The 17,006-nt window shown below is 68.3% G+C and carries 14 protein-coding genes; 13 read left to right on the top strand and 1 reads right to left on the bottom strand.

Features of this window, described 5'->3' with window-relative positions; all coding sequences use genetic code 11:
* Positions 1-216 precede the first annotated feature (216 nt).
* The gene (locus OVA30_RS18040) at positions 217-1,431 is read left to right on the top strand and encodes a sensor histidine kinase (protein WP_326493637.1); all 1,215 of its coding nucleotides are present in this window, start codon (positions 217-219) and stop codon (positions 1,429-1,431) included.
* A 7-nt stretch (positions 1,432-1,438) separates the two neighbouring features.
* Positions 1,439-2,143, top strand: coding sequence for a response regulator (locus tag OVA30_RS18035; RefSeq protein ID WP_015824421.1), 705 nt, complete (start codon positions 1,439-1,441; stop codon positions 2,141-2,143).
* 319 nt (positions 2,144-2,462) lie between these two features.
* Here OVA30_RS18035 and OVA30_RS18030 read toward each other — a convergent pair whose 3' ends face one another.
* Positions 2,463-3,023 (bottom strand): TetR/AcrR family transcriptional regulator, encoded by a 561-nt coding sequence (locus tag OVA30_RS18030; RefSeq protein ID WP_056502457.1) that lies wholly within the window; start codon positions 3,021-3,023, stop codon positions 2,463-2,465.
* Positions 3,024-3,242: 219 nt separating this feature from the next.
* Between OVA30_RS18030 and OVA30_RS18025 the strand changes: the two genes are divergently transcribed.
* From OVA30_RS18025 to OVA30_RS17975, 11 genes are all read left to right on the top strand, one after another.
* Positions 3,243-4,406, top strand: coding sequence for an efflux RND transporter periplasmic adaptor subunit (locus OVA30_RS18025; protein ID WP_268176259.1), 1,164 nt, complete (start codon positions 3,243-3,245; stop codon positions 4,404-4,406).
* Positions 4,403-5,554 carry an efflux RND transporter periplasmic adaptor subunit gene (locus OVA30_RS18020; protein WP_268176258.1) on the top strand — a complete coding sequence of 384 codons (1,152 nt, stop codon included), beginning with the start codon at positions 4,403-4,405 and terminating at the stop codon, positions 5,552-5,554. Before OVA30_RS18025 ends, OVA30_RS18020 begins: the two co-directional genes overlap by 4 nt.
* A gap of 68 nt (positions 5,555-5,622) precedes the next feature.
* Positions 5,623-8,685 carry an efflux RND transporter permease subunit gene (locus tag OVA30_RS18015; RefSeq protein ID WP_076642024.1) on the top strand — a complete coding sequence of 1,021 codons (3,063 nt, stop codon included), beginning with the start codon at positions 5,623-5,625 and terminating at the stop codon, positions 8,683-8,685.
* A 292-nt stretch (positions 8,686-8,977) separates the two neighbouring features.
* Positions 8,978-10,312 (top strand): MFS transporter, encoded by a 1,335-nt coding sequence (locus OVA30_RS18010; protein ID WP_015952477.1) that lies wholly within the window; start codon positions 8,978-8,980, stop codon positions 10,310-10,312.
* 233 nt (positions 10,313-10,545) lie between these two features.
* Complete coding sequence (gene cyoA, locus OVA30_RS18005) at positions 10,546-11,670, top strand: ubiquinol oxidase subunit II (protein WP_268176257.1); 1,125 nt, start codon at positions 10,546-10,548, stop codon at positions 11,668-11,670.
* Between the two features lie 39 nt (positions 11,671-11,709).
* On the top strand, positions 11,710-13,713 hold the full coding sequence (gene cyoB, locus OVA30_RS18000; RefSeq protein WP_003600114.1) for a cytochrome o ubiquinol oxidase subunit I: 2,004 nt from the start codon (positions 11,710-11,712) through the stop codon (positions 13,711-13,713).
* Between the two features lie 47 nt (positions 13,714-13,760).
* The gene (gene cyoC, locus OVA30_RS17995; protein ID WP_373691184.1) at positions 13,761-14,369 is read left to right on the top strand and encodes a cytochrome o ubiquinol oxidase subunit III; all 609 of its coding nucleotides are present in this window, start codon (positions 13,761-13,763) and stop codon (positions 14,367-14,369) included.
* Positions 14,366-14,746 carry a cytochrome o ubiquinol oxidase subunit IV gene (cyoD, locus tag OVA30_RS17990; protein WP_003600111.1) on the top strand — a complete coding sequence of 127 codons (381 nt, stop codon included), beginning with the start codon at positions 14,366-14,368 and terminating at the stop codon, positions 14,744-14,746. Before cyoC ends, cyoD begins: the two co-directional genes overlap by 4 nt.
* 61 nt (positions 14,747-14,807) lie before the next feature.
* A complete protein-coding gene (locus OVA30_RS17985) occupies positions 14,808-15,533 on the top strand; it encodes an SURF1 family protein (protein ID WP_268176256.1) in 726 nt (241 codons plus the stop codon).
* Between the two features lie 214 nt (positions 15,534-15,747).
* Entirely contained in the window at positions 15,748-16,158 is a 411-nt protein-coding gene (locus OVA30_RS17980; protein WP_012255437.1) for a hypothetical protein, read from the top strand.
* A gap of 148 nt (positions 16,159-16,306) precedes the next feature.
* A complete protein-coding gene (locus OVA30_RS17975) occupies positions 16,307-17,005 on the top strand; it encodes a TVP38/TMEM64 family protein (protein WP_268176255.1) in 699 nt (232 codons plus the stop codon).
* The last annotated feature ends 1 nt before the right edge of the window (position 17,006 follow it).

The raw sequence follows: 17,006 nt of genomic DNA, 5'->3' as shown, positions 1-17,006 counted from the left end.
TAACCCGGATGGATCATGCCACCATGGCAACGGTGGGTAGTGGGGGGACTCCGTCGATGTCAGTAATCGTGGCGGGTGATGGCGGCTCGATCACGCGGCTGATGTACGAGCGTCGATGCCGAACGTTCTCGACACGCTTATCGCGCCCTCGCCGGCTCCACGGAACAACACGCGTGGCCGCACGGAGGCGGTGACGTGTCCGGGGGGGCCTCGTCGATGGATCAGAGCGTGGCGACGGCGGCCGGCTCAGGCCCGCTGACCGCGGACGCGGCGCGCGTCCTCGATGCGGTCGATGCCCCCGTCCTGGTCGTCGCCCGCTCGGGCAGCATCGCCTACGCCAACGATCCCGCCCGCCTGCTGCTGATGCGGGAGGATCCCTCCCGGAGCCATCTGAGCGGTCATACCTCACGCAACAGCGAGACCTCGCCGGCCGACAAACACGCGCTCACAGGCAAAATCTCGACGGTGTTTCTGGCCCGAGCCAGAGCGACGCGGACGCCGCTTCCCGGCGTGATCGCGATCAAGCGGGGAAGCGGGATACGCCGTTACCGCTGCCACGGCTTCCGCCTGAACCGGGAGGGGATCGACCCCCTGGTTCTCCTGCGGCTCCTGCCGACGCCGGAGATGCGGTTCAATCTTCAGGCGACCGAGGCGGCGATGCTGCGGCGCGAACTCGCCGCGCGCGAGCGCCATCAGCGCAGCCAGCAGGCGCTGCTGCGCGAGCGTGACCTCCTACTGGCCGATTTGCGCAGCAGCGCGCAGGCGCGTCTGCGCGCCGAACGCGACCGGGACGCGGTCCTCGCCCAACTCTACCGGGCGCATCAAGCCGAGCGGGAGCGTCTGGCCCGGGAACTCCACGACGAGGCCGGCCAGCAGCTCGCATGGCTGAAGCTTCAGCTCGAGCGCCTGCGGCGCGCGCCCTCGCCGACGCAAGTCGAGGCGATGTTGAAGCAGGTCGATGCGATCTCGGCCAGCCTGCGGCAGGTCGTTCGCGAGCTGCGCCCGGTCACCCTGACCGAACTCGGCCTCATCCTCGCCCTGGGCGGCCTCGTGCGCGAATGGTCCGACCAAAGCGCGATCCCCATCGACTTCCAGCTTTCGGGAACCACGGTCCGCCTCACGCCGGAGATCGAGGTGACGATCTTTCGGCTGGTGCAGGAAGCCCTCACCAACGTCGTCAAGCACGCGCCGGGGGCGCGCCACGTCTCCGTGACCCTGCAATACGCCAGTACGGGCGTCACCCTGGCGATCGAGGACGACGGGCCCGGACTCGCCTGCGAGCAGGCGCACGAGGCGCGGCGGGCGGGCGGCGGCTTCGGGCTCGCGGGCATGCGCGAGCGGCTGACCCTGCTCGGAGGAACGCTCATGATCGAATCGCCTCCCGGCGGCGGGACGACGATTCTGGCGCGATTGCCGCTGACAGGGGGATGAGATGCGAATGGCGAAAGAACGGGTCAGGGTCGCCCTGATCGACGATCACCCAATCTTCAGAAGCGGGGTCCGCGGCCTGCTCGGCGAGACGGCCGGCATCGAGGTCGTCGGAGAGGCGAGCGACGGCCGGCACGCCCTGGATCTGGTCCTCAGGACCAAGCCCGACGTCGTCATCATGGATATCACCATGACCGGCATGAGCGGCCTCGCGGTGGCGCGTGCGCTCCGGGAAGTGGGCTCCGCGGTGCACATCGTCTTCCTGACGGTCAACGAAGACCTCGCCTTCGTCGACGAGGCGCTGACCGCGGGGGCCCAGGGCTATGTCCTGAAGCGTTCCGCCGGCACCAGCCTGCTGGAGGCCATCGAAGCGGTCGTCTTGGGCGGCCAGTACGTCGATGCCGAAATGCGGGCGCCGCCAGCGCCGCCCGACCGTACGGAAGCCGGCCCGCCCGCTCCGCATCCCGGCCAGGAGGGCGGCCTCACCGCACGGGAGCGCGAGGTGCTCCGGCTCATCGCCCTCGGCATGACCATGAAAGAGGTCAGTCTCGCCATGTCGATCTCGGCGGCCTCGGTCGACACCTACAAGATCCGCGGCTGCAAGAAGCTCGGCCTCCGGTCCCGCGCCAGCATCGTCCGCTTCGCGCTCGGGCAAGGCTGGCTCGAGACCGAGAACAGGCGCTTGTCGTCGGAGCGGCCACCATCACTGATGTGAGTCTTATCGAAAACCGGCGTTTCGTTTGCGTAGGAGTTGAAACCATCCCATGAGCGGCGCACCCGATCACCTCGTGCGTTTCATGCGGCACGACGCGGACAACCGACATCCGGCCATCGACGGAAGGCACCCGACGGATCATTGATCGTCGAGATTCTACCGCTCCGCATGACCGGGGCGGGCGCTCTCTTGCATATTGTCAGAGCTTTTTCTCGTAGCAGGGCCGACCGGCCAAAGCTGCCCGTTTCATTGCAAGCGTTGCACCGCCTCGGCAGCCGAACGGCCCGCGACAAGCCCGGCCCCTTCTCACCGAGCCTGCTCAGCCCAGTTCCTGCGCCGCGCGTTCCAGCGCGCCCAGAAGCGGTTCGATCTGCGCGGCGCTCAGATCGTGGAAGCCGAGGGTGCGGCCCATCACGACGCCGAGCAGCGCGAAGAACAGGGCGGCCCCGACACCGGCCGGCCCCTCCGCAGCCTCGAACCGGGCGAGCCGCTCGGCCACGAACACCCGGTAGCCGGCGAGGGCATCCGGATTCTCGGCGGAGGCGAGCAGAAGGGCGCGGCTGAACTCGTCCTCCTCGCAATAGCTGCGGCGCAGATGCTCGATCATGCCGAGCGCGAGCCCCGTCGCCCCCGGGCCCCGCTCGGCCTCGCAGGCGGCGATGCCGGTGCGCAGCTCCTCCAGCTTGCGGCCGACGAGGGCGAGGATCAGCGCGTCCTTCGAGGCGTAATGGTGCAGCACGCCGCCCTTGCTCAGGCCCGCCTCCGTCGCCACGGCGTCGATGGTCAGCGCACGCGCGCCGCCCCGGCGCAGGACCGCGCCCGCCGCGTCGAGAATCACTTCGGCACGGTCGTCGCGCCGGCTGCGCGTCTTCTGCGACATGATCGCCCCCGATCCCCGCCCCTGCACGCGCCATTCAGCGTGCCACACTAAATCACTGTTGTCGCTGATGTTTCGGGAGAAACCAGGGGCGTCCCCCAAGCCAGCTCGCTTAAAAACCGTCTGGACGGTCGGTAAGATAGGCGATAAGCCTGCGCCGCGAAAGCCGTCCTCTCACGAATCGGCCGTATGCCCCGTCCCCGCCGTCCGGAAACTCGGCCGATGTCCCCACGGCTCCGCCCCCTTCTCACCGCCACCGCCCTCACGGCCGCCCTGTCGGCCCTCCTCGTGACGGCGGCCTTTCCTGCGGATGCGCCGGCGACTTCCGCCCTCCCGGAGGCGGAAGACCCGTCCGTCGCGCTGGTGCGGGTCGTGACGGCGACGGAGGGCCCCGTCACCTCGGATGTGGTGCTCACCGGCGACATCCAGGCCCAGGCCCAGACCAACGTCGCCTTCCGCACCAACGGCAAGGTCGCCGAACGCCGTGTCGAGGTCGGCGATCACGTCACCGCCGATCAGGTGCTCGCGGTGCTGGAGCCGCTGACGCAGCGGGCGAATCTCGACAACGCCCGCGCCGCCCTGGTCTCGGCGGAGGCGCAGCTGACCCAGGCCAAGGTGACCTTCGAGCGCCAGAAGCAGCTCATCAACGGCGGCTACACCACGCGCCCGTCCTACGACAACGCCGAGCAGCAGCTGCGCACCTCCCAAGCCGCGGTCGATTCGGCCAAGGCGGCGCTCGGCACCGCCGAGGAACAGCTCTCTTATACCGAGCTGCGCGCGGGCGTATCCGGCATCGTCCTGAGTCGCACCTTCGAGGTCGGGCAGGTTGTGCAGGCGGGCCAAGCCGTGATGGTGCTGGCCCAGGACGGCCCGCGCGACGCGGTGTTCAACGTCTACGAGGCGCTGACGGCCCACCCGCCCGGCGACAAGACGATCCATGTCACGCTCCAGTCCGATCCCGCGGCGGCGGCGACGGGTCACGTGCGCGAAATCTCGCCGACCGTGGACGCGGCGAGCGGCACGGTCCGCGTCAAGGTCGGCTTGGAAGCGACCCCGCCCGCGATGTCGCTCGGCGCCGTGGTGATCGGCCGGGGCCACTTCGCCTCGCGCGAGGCCGTGGTGCTGCCCTGGTCGGCGCTCTACCGCTTCGACAACCGGCCGGCGGTGTGGATCTACGATTCCGCCGCGGGCACGGTCTCGATCCGCGGCGTCGAGATCGACCGCTACGGCTTCGACAACATCGTCCTGAAGGGCGGCGTCAGGTCCGGAGAAACGGTCGTGGTCGCCGGCATCCAGTTCCTCCGCCCCGGCCAGCACGTCGCGCTGGCGGCACAGAACGCCGCGCCGGAACCGACGAAATCCGCCGCGGGGGAGGGCGGACGATGAGGCACGCGCTCCTTGTCTGCGCCGTGGTTGCCGGCGCCGCTCCGCTCACCGCCTGCCAGCCGTCGCAGGAGGCGCCCGCACCGCCGCCCGTGCGGCCGGTTCTGACCACCCTGGCACAGCCCACCGACAGCGTGATCTTCGGCCCCTTCGCCGGCACGGTCGAGCCGCGCTACCAGTCGCAGCTCGGTTTCCAGATCGGCGGACGGGTGGTGGCCCGCGACGTCACCGTCGGCGACGTCGTGAAGAAGGGCCAGCGCCTCGCAGCCCTCGACCCGATCGTCTCGCGGTTCGACCTCAGCCGCGCCGAGGCGGAACTGTCCGATGCCAAGGCCCAGGCCGAGAACGCGACGGCGACCGAGGCGCGCACGCGGCGCCTGATGGAGGGCGGCAACGTCACCCAGGCCCAGCTCGACGCGGCGGTGGCCCGGCGCGACACCGCCCAGGCCCGCCTCGCCCAGGCCGGGGCCAGCCTGCAGAAGGCCCGCGACCAGATCGGTTACACCGAGCTGCGTGCCGATTTCGACGGCGTCGTCACCCAGCGGCTCGCCGAGATCGGGCAGGTCGTGAGCCCGGGGCAGGGGATCGTGACGCTGGCCCGGCCCGAGACCCGCGAGGCCGTGGTCGACATCCCCGAGACGCCGGCCGGCGCCATGCCCAAGGACGGGCTGTTCACGGTGGTGCTCCAGAGCGCGCCGGAGATCACCGCCCGCGGCCGGGTGCGCGAGGTCGCCCCCTTCGCCGAAGCCGGCACCCGCACCCGCCGCGTCCGCCTGACCCTGGAAGAGCCCGGCCCCGCCTTCCGGCTCGGCGCCACCATTACCGTCGCGCTGGAGCGCCGCATCGAGCGCCGCTTCGTCCTGCCGGCCACCGCGCTCCTCGACGCCGAGGGCCGCCGCTCGGTCTGGATCGTGCCGGCGGCCGACAAGCGCGGAGACGAGAATGCGGGTGGGCAAGAGGCCGCGCAGGGGGATGAGCCGGGCGACCGGCACGTCGAGCGCCGCGACGTGACCCTCGACGGGGACGGGCCGGACGGAAACGGGCGCATCGCCGTGCGCACGGGGCTGAAACCCGGCGAGCGGGTCGTGGTCGCGGGCGCCCATTCCCTGCGCGACGGCCAGACCGTCCGGCTGGCCGACGACCGGAACTGAGCCGGAACCCGGCAAGGGATTCGGCCCGGCAAGACATCCGGCAAGACATTCTGCAAAGGTTTCCGCGCGTGAAGGACTTCAACCTTTCCGATTGGGCGCTCGGCCACCGTTCGCTGGTCTGGTTCCTGATGCTCGTCTGCCTCGTGGCGGGCGTGATGGCCTATTCGCGCCTCGGCCGGGAGGAGGACCCGCCCTTCGCCATCAAGACCATGGTGGTGCAGGCGAGCTGGCCCGGCGCCACGATCAAGGACACGCTCGATCAGGTCACCGACCGGATCGAAAAGGAACTCCAGCAGATCAACGCGCTGGATTACGTGCGCAGCTACACCACGCCGGGGCAGGCGACGGTGTTCGTGCAGTTCCGCGACACGACGAAGAAGGAGGAGATCCAGCCCGCCTTCTATCAGGTGCGCAAGCGCCTGGGCGACATCCAGCACACCTTCCCGCAGGGCGTGCAGGGCCCGTCGTTCAACGACGAGTTCGGCGACGTCTACGGCAACGTCTACGCCTTCACCGCCGACGGCCTGACCCACCGGCAGCTGCGCGACTACGTCGAGGGCGTGCGCACCGAGATCCTCAAGGTGCCCAATATCGGCAAGACCCTGCTCATGGGGGTGCAGGGCGAGACGATCTATCTCGACTTCTCGACCCGCAAGCTCGCGGGCTACGGCATCGATCTCCAGGCCTTGATCAAGGCGCTGCAATCGCAGAACGCGGTGGCCGCCTCCGGCGTGGTCCAGGCGGGGCCGGAGCGGGTGAGTCTGCGGGTGAGCGGCCAGTTCTCCTCCGAGGAGTCGCTGCGCAACGTCAACCTGCGCTTCAACGACCGCTTCTTCCGCCTCGCGGACGTGGCCGAGATCTCCCGCGGCTACGAGGACCCGCCGGCCGCCCTGTTCCGCGTCGACGGCAAGCCGGCGATCGGGCTGGCCATCGCCATGCGCCCCAACGCCAACCTGCTCAAGTTCGGCGAGGATCTGAAGGAGCGCATGCACCACGTCGAGGGCAAGCTGCCCATCGGCGTCGGCATCCACCTCGTCTCCGACCAGCCCAAGATCGTCGAGGAGGCGGTCGGCGGCTTCACCAAGGCGCTGGTCGAGGCCGTCGTCATCGTGCTGGTCGTAAGCTTCGTCAGCCTGGGCCTGCGCGCCGGGCTCGTGGTCGCGATCTCGATCCCGCTCGTGCTCGCCATCGTTTTCGTCGTCATGCAGATCATGGGCGTCACGCTCCAGCGCATCTCGCTGGGGGCCCTCATCATCGCGCTCGGCCTGCTCGTGGACGACGCGATGATCACGGTCGAGATGATGGTGGCCCGCCTCGAACTCGGCGACAACCTGAAGAAGGCGGCGACCTTCGCCTACACCTCCACCGCCTTTCCGATGCTCACCGGCACGCTGGTGACGGTGGCGGGCTTCCTGCCGATCGGCTTCAACGGCTCCTCGGCGGGCGAGTACACCTACTCGCTGTTCGTGGTGATCGCCGCCTCGCTGCTGGTCTCCTGGGTGGTCGCGGTGCTGTTCGCGCCGCTGCTCGGCGTGACCATCCTGCCCAAGACCATGAAGCACCATGCCGAGCGGCAGGGCCTGTTCACCCGCATCTTCATGGCGGTGCTTCGGGTCGCGATGCGGCTGCGCTGGATCACCGTGATCGCCTGCGTCGCCCTGATGGGGCTGGCGGTGGTCGGGATGGGCCACGTGCAGCAGCAGTTCTTCCCGTCCTCCGACCGCTCCGAGCTTCTCGTCGACCTGACCCTGCCGCAGAACGCCACCATCGCCGAGACGCGAGCGCAGATGGACCGCTTCGAAGCCCGGCTGAAGGCCGATCCCGACATCGAGCGCTGGAGCTCCTATGTCGGCCAGGGCGCGGTGCGCTTCTACCTGCCGCTGGACCAGCAGCTCGCCAACGCCTTCTTCGGGCAGATCGTGATCGTCACGAAGTCGCTGGAGGTGCGCGACACGGTCATGGAGCGGCTGCAGAAATTCGGCCGGCACGACTTCGTCGGCACCGACGTCCTGGTGCAGCCCCTCAGCCTCGGCCCGCCGGTGGGGCGCCCGATCCAGTACCGTCTCTCCGGCCCCGACGTGCAGGAGGTGCGCCGGCTCGGGCTCAAGCTCGCCGACGTGGTGGCGACCGACAAGCGGCTCGCCGTGCCGACCTTCGATTGGAACGAGCCCGGCAAGGTGCTGCGCGTCGAGATCCTGCAGGACAAGGCGCGCCAGCTCGGCGTCACCAGCCAGGACATCGCCGGTATTCTCAACGCCGTCGTCGGCGGCCAAGCGATCACGCAGGTGCGCGATTCGATCTACCTCGTGAACGTGGTCGGCCGGGCGCGCACCGTGGAGCGCACCTCGCTCGACACGCTCCAGAGCCTTCAGGTCGCGCTCTCCAACGGCTCGGTCGTGCCGATCCTGGCCTTCGCCAAGATCGATTACGACCTGGAGCAGCCGATCGTCTGGCGCCGCGACCGGGTGCCGACGCTCACCGTGCGCGCCACCATCAACGACGCGACCCAGCCCCCCACCGTCGTCGCCGCGCTCCAGCCGGCCATCGACGCCTACATGAAGGCGCTGCCGGAGGGCTACACGCTGGCGGTCGGCGGCGCGGTCGAGGAGGCGGGCAAGGGCCAGGGCCCGATCGCCGCCGTCGTGCCGGTGATGCTGCTGGCCATGGCGGTGTTCCTGATGATCCAGCTCCAGAGCTTCCAGAAGCTCTTCCTGGTCTTTTCCGTCGCGCCGCTCGGCTTGATCGGCGTGGTCCCGGCGCTGCTGCTGTTCGACAAGCCGATGGGCTTCGTCGCCATCCTCGGCATTCTGGCGTTGATCGGTATCATCGTGCGCAACGCCGTGATCCTGGTCAGCCAGATCGAGGAATGCGAGGCCGAGGGGATGGCGCCCTGGGACGCGGTGGTCGAGGCGACCCGCCACCGCATGCGGCCGATCCTGCTCACGGCGGCGGCGGCGAGCCTCGGCCTGGTCCCGATCGCCCGCGAGGTGTTCTGGGGCCCGATGGCCTACGCGATGATCGGCGGCATCCTGGCCGCGACCGCCCTGACGCTGCTGTTCCTGCCCGCACTCTATGTCGGCTGGTACAGGATCAGGCCGCCCTCGCGCGACGCGGCAGCGCCCAGCCATTGAGGCCGGGCCGGCGCGGGCGATCCTCGCCCGGTGCCAGTGGCATCCCGCGGCAGCCGGCGGATTCGAGACGATCACGCACAGATGAAACCAGTTGTATTATGCATCTCACGCGTTTCGAGCTGAGATTTTTGCGCTTGAGCGCATGACCTCTGCTTTCGCTGCATAGCCGTCCTGTGCGGCAACACGCGTCGCCAAAACCCCTTTGCGGATGTCAAGCCATCCGCTAGGCACGTCCCGAACGCCGCGCCAAGGCGGCGGCTCCGATCACCTTCAGGCGAGCCGGCTGCCCGCGATGACCACCGACCACGCCACGGCCAATTCCCACCCGCTCGAGCGCGACGCGCAAGTGGCCATGAGCCACCACGACGTCAGCCCCAACGACATCGCGCTCGGCGTGGTGATCGGGCGGGCGTCGGAATATTTCGACTTCTTCGTGTTCGGCATCGCCTCGGTGCTGGTGTTCCCGAAGGTGTTCTTCCCCTTCGCCGCCCCCCTCACGGGCACGCTCTACTCGTTCGCCATCTTCGCGCTGGCCTTCATCGCCCGCCCGCTCGGGTCGGTCTTCTTCATGTGGGTCCACAAGCGGCACGGACGCGGGGTGAAGCTCACCCTCGCCCTGTTCCTGCTCGGCGGCTCGACCGCGGCGATCAGCTTCCTGCCGAGCTACAACTCGATCGGCATCGTCGCCATCGAGCTGCTCGCGGTGCTGCGGGTCGCGCAGGGCTTCGCGCTCGGCGGCGCCTGGGACGGCATGGCCTCGCTGCTCGCCCTCAACGCGCCGCGGGAGCGCCGCGGCTGGTACGCGATGATCCCGCAGCTCGGCGCACCGTTCGGCTTCATGGTGGCGAGCGCGCTGTTCGCGTTCTTCTCCGTCAACCTGACCCCTGAGGATTTCACCGACTGGGGCTGGCGCTTCCCGTTCTTCTGCGCCTTCACCATCAACGTCGTGGCCCTGTTCGCGCGGCTCCGGCTCGTGGCCACCCCCGAATTCACCCGGCTTCTCGACAAGGGTCGGCTCGAGCCCGTCAGCGTCGTCGATCTCGCCCGCCACCACGCCCTCGACGTGTGGATCGGCGCCTTCGTGCCGCTGGCGAGCTTCGCCCTGTTCCACCTCGTCACGATCTTCCCGATCGCGTGGCTCGCCCTGTCGAGCGAGCGCTCCGCCGGCGACTTCCTGATGGTGCAGTTCTCCGGCGCCATGGTTTGCGCCGGCGCGATCGCCGCCTCGGGCCTGATCGCCGACCAGATCGGGCGGCGCAACGTGCTGCTCATCAGCGCCGGGCTGATCGCCGTGTTCGCCTGCGGCAGCATCCTGGCGCCGCTGATCTTCGGCGAGAACGCCATCGGCCAGACGATCTACGTCAATATCGGCTTCATGCTGCTCGGCCTGTCCTACGGCCAGACCGCCGGTGCCGTGACCTCGCGGCTGGGCGGGCGCTACCGCTACACCGGCGCGGCGCTCACCTCCGACCTCGCCTGGCTGTTCGGCGCGGGCTTCGCTCCCCTCGTGGTGCTGTACCTCTCCACCGAGTACGGGCTCGCGATGGTCGGCGTCTACCTGCTGTCAGGCGCGCTGGCGACGCTGCTCGCGCTCTCCCTCGACCGGTCCGAGATGCGCCAGATGTGAGTTTTGCCCCGCGGGCGGAGACTCATCTCGCCGCGGGACCGGGAGCGCTTTCCGCCGAACCCTGGATGCCGGTCCGGCGCCAGAAAGCGTGTCACAACAAGGTCCCGGAGAGGCCGAGCCGACACCGTCGGCTCGGCCTCTCCGGAGAGAAACGAACCGCCGCCACGCGGGAAGTCACCCGCGCGGCCCTTGCGATGGAACGAAGATTCGTGGCCATGACCGCCGACCGTTCAATGAGAGCCCGTGCCGGGGCCGGCTCCGCGGGCCGGATCCTGCGGGGTCTCGTCCTCCTGCCGCTGTTCGGCCTGCTCGCCGGCTGCAACCTCGTGGTGATGCAGCCCTCCGGCGACATCGCCATGCAGCAGCGCAACCTCGTCCTCGCCTCGACGGGGCTGATGCTGCTCATCATCATCCCGGTGATCGTGCTGACCCTGCTGTTCGCGTGGCGCTACCGCGCGTCGAACACGGCGGCCCGCCACGACCCCGACTGGGACCACTCGACCGGGCTCGAAGTGGTGATCTGGACCGCGCCGCTGATGATCATCATCGCGCTCGGCGCGCTGACCTGGATCAGCACCCACACCCTCGACCCGTTCCGGCCGCTCTCGCGCATCGAGCCCGGCAAGCCGGTCGCGGCGGAGGTGAAGCCGCTGGAGGTGGAGGTCGTCGCCCTCGATTGGAAGTGGCTGTTCTTCTACCCCGAATACAACGTCGCGACGGTCAACGAGCTGGCTGCGCCGGTGAACCGGCCGATCACCTTCAAGATCACCGCCTCCTCGGTGATGAACGCCTTCTACATCCCCGCGCTCGCCGGCATGATCTACGCGATGCCCGGCATGCAGACGCAGCTTCACGCCGTGATCAACAAGCCGGGCGCCTATGACGGGCTGTCGTCGCACTACAGCGGCACCGGCTTCTCGCGCATGACGTTCAAGTTCCACGGGCTCGACGGCGACGGCTTCGACCAGTGGATTGCCAAAGTGAAGCAGCAGGGTTCGGAATTGAGCCGTGATGCCTATCTCGAACTCGAGCGCCCGAGCGAGCGCGTTCCCGTCACCTACTACGCCTCGTTCGCCGACGGACTCTTCAGCAAAATCCTCGGCATGTGCGCCGTGCCCGGCAAGATGTGCATGCACGAGATGATGACCATCGACGCCAAGGGCGGCGCCGGCAAGGAAAGCCAAGAGAACGCCGAGCGGCTCCAGTACGACAACCGCCATGTGCAGCGCGGCGACGAAGCCCCGGGGGCGACGACCCCGGCCTCGCACCGCGCGCCCAAGAGCGAGTCGCCCGACGGCGATAAGAACCACGAGGGGAGCGGCCAAGGCCACTCCGCTCCCGACCAGACCAACAACTGATCCGTCGCCGCCTCAGGATTTACGGACGAGTTTCAACCCATGTTCGCAAACACGGACCTGCAGCACCTGCTGTTCGGGCGCCTCTCCTTGGAGGACATCCCGTTCCACGAACCGATCCTGCAAGTGACCTTCGCAGGCGTCGCCGTGGCCGGGATCGCGGTGATCGCCGCCATCACCTATTTCCGCTTCTGGGGTCCGCTCTGGCGCGACTGGTTGACCTCGGTCGACCACAAGAAGATCGGCATCATGTACGTCGTCCTGGCGCTCGTGATGCTGCTGCGCGGCTTTGCCGACGCGTTGCTGATGCGCTCGCAGCAGGCGATCGCGTTTGGCTCCAACGAGGGCTTCCTGCCGCCGCACCACTACGACCAGATCTTCACCGCCCACGGCGTGATCATGATCTTCTTCGTGGCGATGCCGTTCGTCACCGGCCTGATGAACTACGTCGTGCCGCTGCAGATCGGCGCACGCGACGTCGCCTTCCCGTTCCTGAACAACTTCTCGTTCTGGATGACGGTGTCCGGCGCGGCCACGATCATGATCTCGCTGTTCGTCGGTGAGTTCGCCCGCACCGGCTGGCTCGCCTACCCGCCGCTCTCGGGCGCGGACATGAGTCCGGGGGTCGGCGTCGATTACTACATCTGGGGCCTGCAGATCGCGGGCATCGGCACGACGCTGTCCGGCATCAACCTGGTCGCGACCATCGTGAAGATGCGCGCGCCCGGCATGTCGATGATGAAGCTGCCGATCTTCACCTGGACCTCGCTGTGCACGAACGTGCTCATCGTGGCTGCCTTCCCGATCCTCGCCGCCGTTCTCGCGCTGCTGAGCCTCGACCGCTACGTCGGCACGCACTTCTTCACGAACGACCTCGGCGGCAACCCGATGATGTACTTCAACCTCATCTGGATCTGGGGTCATCCGGAGGTCTACATCCTCATCCTGCCGGCCTTCGGCGTGTTCTCGGAGGTCACCTCGGCCTTCAGCGGCAAGCGCCTGTTCGGCTACACCTCGATGGTCTACGCGACCGTCGTCATCACGATCCTGTCCTACCTCGTGTGGCTGCACCACTTCTTCACGATGGGTTCGGGCGCGAGCGTGAACTCGTTCTTCGGCCTGACGACGATGATCATCTCGATCCCGACGGGCGCGAAGATCTTCAACTGGCTGTTCACGATGTACCGCGGCCGCATCCGCTTCGATGTGCCGATGCTGTGGACCGTCAGCTTCATGGTCACCTTCACCATCGGTGGCATGACCGGCGTGCTGCTCGCCGTGCCTCCGGCCGACTTCGTGCTGCACAACTCGCTGTTCCTGATCGCGCACTTCCACAACGTGATCATCGGCGGCGTGCTGTTCGGCATGTTCGCCGGCGTGAACTACTGGTTCCCGAAGGCCTTCGGCTTCCGGCTCGACGAGTTCTGGGGCAAGGTCAGCTTCTGGTTCTGGACCATCGGCTTCTACGTCGCCTTCATGCCGCTCTACGTGCTGGGGCTCATGGGCGTGACCCGCCGTGCCCAGCATTTCGACGACCCGTCGCTGCAGATCTGGTTCGTGATCGCCGCCATCGGCGCGGGTCTGATCGCGCTGGGCATCGGTGCGATGATCGTCCAGTTCGCGGTCTCGATCAAAAACCGCGAGGCGCTGCGCGACGTGACCGGCGATCCGTGGGAAGGCCGGACCCTCGAATGGGCGACCTCCTCGCCGCCGCCGGACTACAACTTCGCCTTCACGCCCGTGGTGCACAGCCTCGACGCGTGGTGGGACATGAAGGCCCGCGGCTTCCAGCGTCCGCTCTCGGGCTACAAGCCGATCCACATGCCCAAGAACACCGCCACCGGCGTGATCCTGGGCGTGGTCAGCATCGTCTTCTCGTTCGCGATGATCTGGTACATCTGGTGGCTCGCAGCGCTCACCTTCGTGGCGATGCTGGCGATCACGATCGCCCATACCTTCAACTACAACCGCGACTTCTACATCCCCGCTGAGACGGTCCGCCGGACCGAGCAGCAGCGGACCGAAGCGCTCGCGGCGCGGGTCTGAGCAGCATCATGGCAACGCACGCGACCCACACCCTCGTCGGCGACCGGATGTCCGGCGCCGACGTGCCGGACTTCCTCGATCTCGAGGGCGAGCATCACCCGGAAGGGGGCACGATGCTCGGCTTCTGGATCTACCTGATGAGCGACTGCCTCATCTTCGCAGTCCTGTTCGCCACCTACGCCGTGCTCGGCCGCAGCTACGCGGCCGGGCCCTCGCCCAAGGACCTGTTCGACCTGCCGATCGTGGCGGTGAACACGTCGATGCTGCTGTTCTCCTCCATCACCTACGGCTTCGCCATGCTGGCGATGGAGAAGGACGACCTCGCCAAGACCCAGCTCTGGCTTGCGATCACCGGCCTGTTCGGCGCGGCCTTCGTCGGGCTCGAACTCTACGAGTTCGCTCACCTGATCCACGAAGGCGCCACGCCCCAGCGCAGCGGCTTCCTGTCCGCGTTCTTCACCCTGGTCGGAACCCACGGCCTGCACGTCACCTTCGGCCTGATCTGGCTCGTCACGCTGATGATCCAGACCCGGCTCAAGGGCCTCGTTGTGGAGAACAAGCGCCGGCTGATGTGCCTGTCGATGTTCTGGCACTTCCTCGACGTCATCTGGATCGGCGTCTTCACCTTCGTGTACCTGATGGGAGTCCTGCAATGAGCGGGGCAGCGCACGCCGACGATCACGGCCATGGGCAGGATGCCCACGGCCACGGCTCTTTCAAAGACTACGTCACGGGCTTCGTGCTCTCCGTCATCCTGACGGCGATCCCGTTCTGGCTGGTGATGGGCGACGTGCTGGGCGACAAGCTCATCACCGGCGTCGTCATCCTCGGTCTGGGCGCGGTGCAGATCGTGGTTCACATGATCTACTTCCTGCACATGAACACGAAGTCGGAGGGCGGCTGGACCTTCATGGCGCTGATTTTCACGATCACTCTCGTGGTCATCACCCTGTGCGGGTCGATCTGGGTCATGCACCACCTCAACACCAACATGATGCCGATCTCGCCCGAGGAGATGCGTCACGCTCCCTGACGCGTCCCGCAAACCCGACGCTCCGGCGCCCGCCGCCCCGGCAACGGGTCGGCGGCGCCCATTGCTCGTCCGGCTCGCGCTGATCCTGGCGGGCCTTGTGGTGACGGGCGTCTTCCTCGGCCTCGGCACGTGGCAAGTCGAGCGCCGGGTCTGGAAGCTCGACCTGATCGACCGAGTCGAGGCCCGCATCCGCGCCGAGCCCGCGCTCGCACCGGGCCCGGAGGAATGGGCCGGTCTCACGGCCGCCTCCGCCGAGTACCGGCGGGTCCAACTCACCGGCCGCTTCGCCTATGATCGCGCCACGCTGGTCCAGGCGGTGACCGCCCGCGGCGCTGGTTTCTGGGTGCTGGTGCCGCTCGTGACCCACCGCGGTTTCACCGTCCTCGTCAACCGCGGCTTCGTGCCGACGGAGGCCCGCGAGCGCACGGCCCGTGCTGCGGGTGAGCCGGACGGGGACGTGACGGTCACGGGCCTGCTGCGCCTGACCGAGCCCGGCGGCGCCTTCCTGCGCCACAACGATCCGGCGGCCGACCGCTGGTACTCCCGCGACGTCGCGGCCATCGCCGCCGCCCGCGGGATCGACGGCACGCCAAATCAGGTCGCGCCCTATTTCGTGGATGCCGACGCCGCGCCCAATCCCGGCGGCCTGCCGGTCGGCGGCCTCACGGTGGTGGCTTTCCACAACAACCATCTCGTCTACGCGCTGACATGGTACGCCCTCGCGCTGATGACCGCCGCGGCCCTCATCTACGCCCTCAGGGGGTCTCGCAGGATGCCGCGTCGCTGACGGACCGCCCTTTGTCGGTCTGACGGGGTGATGACGCGCGGCATCCGGCCATGACGCCGGGTGAGGCGACGCGCCCGGAACCGTTGAAACTATTTTTCACATTTTTTCCTGGACCTGTATCGATTTAACAGTTGAGGTTGTTAACCCTTCGTACACCAATCACCATCGCGATTCGCGGCAGCCCTTGCCGCGCCGGATGAAGCTGGGAGCCAGGATGGGAGTCGCCCTGCACGGGCCTGAGCGGGACGGACGTGATCGCCGGGATGGCGACGGAGTCTCCCGTGGCGTACCCGAGCCGCTGGCGGATCTCATCGTTGCCATGGAGCGGACGCTCGTCGCGCTGGCAGGGGAGGGCGGGGGCCGCAACGAGTTGCACGCCCTGCGCAACTATCTCTCCGACCTCTGCGTCCTGACCCAGGAGACGCCGACGATCCGGCGGGCGGTGGACCGTCTGGTCTTCGCGGGTGACCGCCTCGGCGAGGCGGTGATCGCGCCGCGAGGCTACGAGCGCCGCTGGCGGAGCCCCCGCCTGAACAAGGCCCGCCAAGCGCTCACCTCCCTCGAACGGACGCTCGCCGGCGCGCGCCCGAGCCGGATCGCGGTGCGGCTCGACCGCGACTGGTGACGGCAAAGCGGTCGGGACCGACGCCGCGCCGCGTAGGCGCCCATCGAACCGCGCGCGATAACGGCCGAGCTTGGCGGAACAGTTGCGCCGGCCAACGGTTTGGGGACGCGTGCGACAGGCGCACCGTTCCCCCCTTTCGAGCCACCGAATGGATAAACCCAGCCGCTCGGCCCAGACCTGGGCAGCCACGGCCGGCGCCGCCGCGCTGGCGGTCGGAGCATGGTACCTCCTGCCCGTCGAGGACTGGCTGCGCGCCTTTTCGGACTGGGCGAACGGCCTCGGTCCCTACGGCCTCCTCGCCTTCGGCGTGCTGTTCTTCCTGGCGACCCTTCTCGTCGTACCGGGCACCCCACTCACCATCGCCGGGGCCGTCGCCTTCGGCTGGGCGGTGATGCCGGTGGTGCTGTTCTCGGCAACGCTCGGCTCCTGGCTCGCCTTCGTGGCCGCCCGCCACCTGTTCCGCGAGCGGGTGCGGGGACTGATCGAGCGCCGGCCGGCGCTGAACGCCACCGTAGAGGCGGTCGGCGACGGCGGCTGGCGGCTCATGACCCTGATGCGGCTCAGCCCCTTCGTGCCGTTCAACGCCCAGAACTACGTCTTCGGGGTCACGGATGTCCGCACCTCCGCCTATCTGGTCTCCACGGTGATCGGCATGCTGCCGGGCACGGTGGTGTGCGTCTATCTCGGCGTCATCGGCCGCCATGCCGGCAGCGACGAGCCGACCCACTGGATCACCCTCGGCCTCGGCCTCCTCGCCACCGTCGCCGCGGTGGAACTCACCCGGCGCCGGGTGCGGGCCAAGCTTGAAGCCGGCAAACTCAAGCTGGGAAAGGCCGGGGCAGGATGAG

It is taken from the genome of Methylorubrum sp. SL192 (assembly GCF_026672325.1).
GTDB lineage: Bacteria > Pseudomonadota > Alphaproteobacteria > Rhizobiales > Beijerinckiaceae > Methylobacterium > Methylobacterium extorquens.
This window is presented reverse-complemented; position numbering and strand designations above follow the sequence as displayed.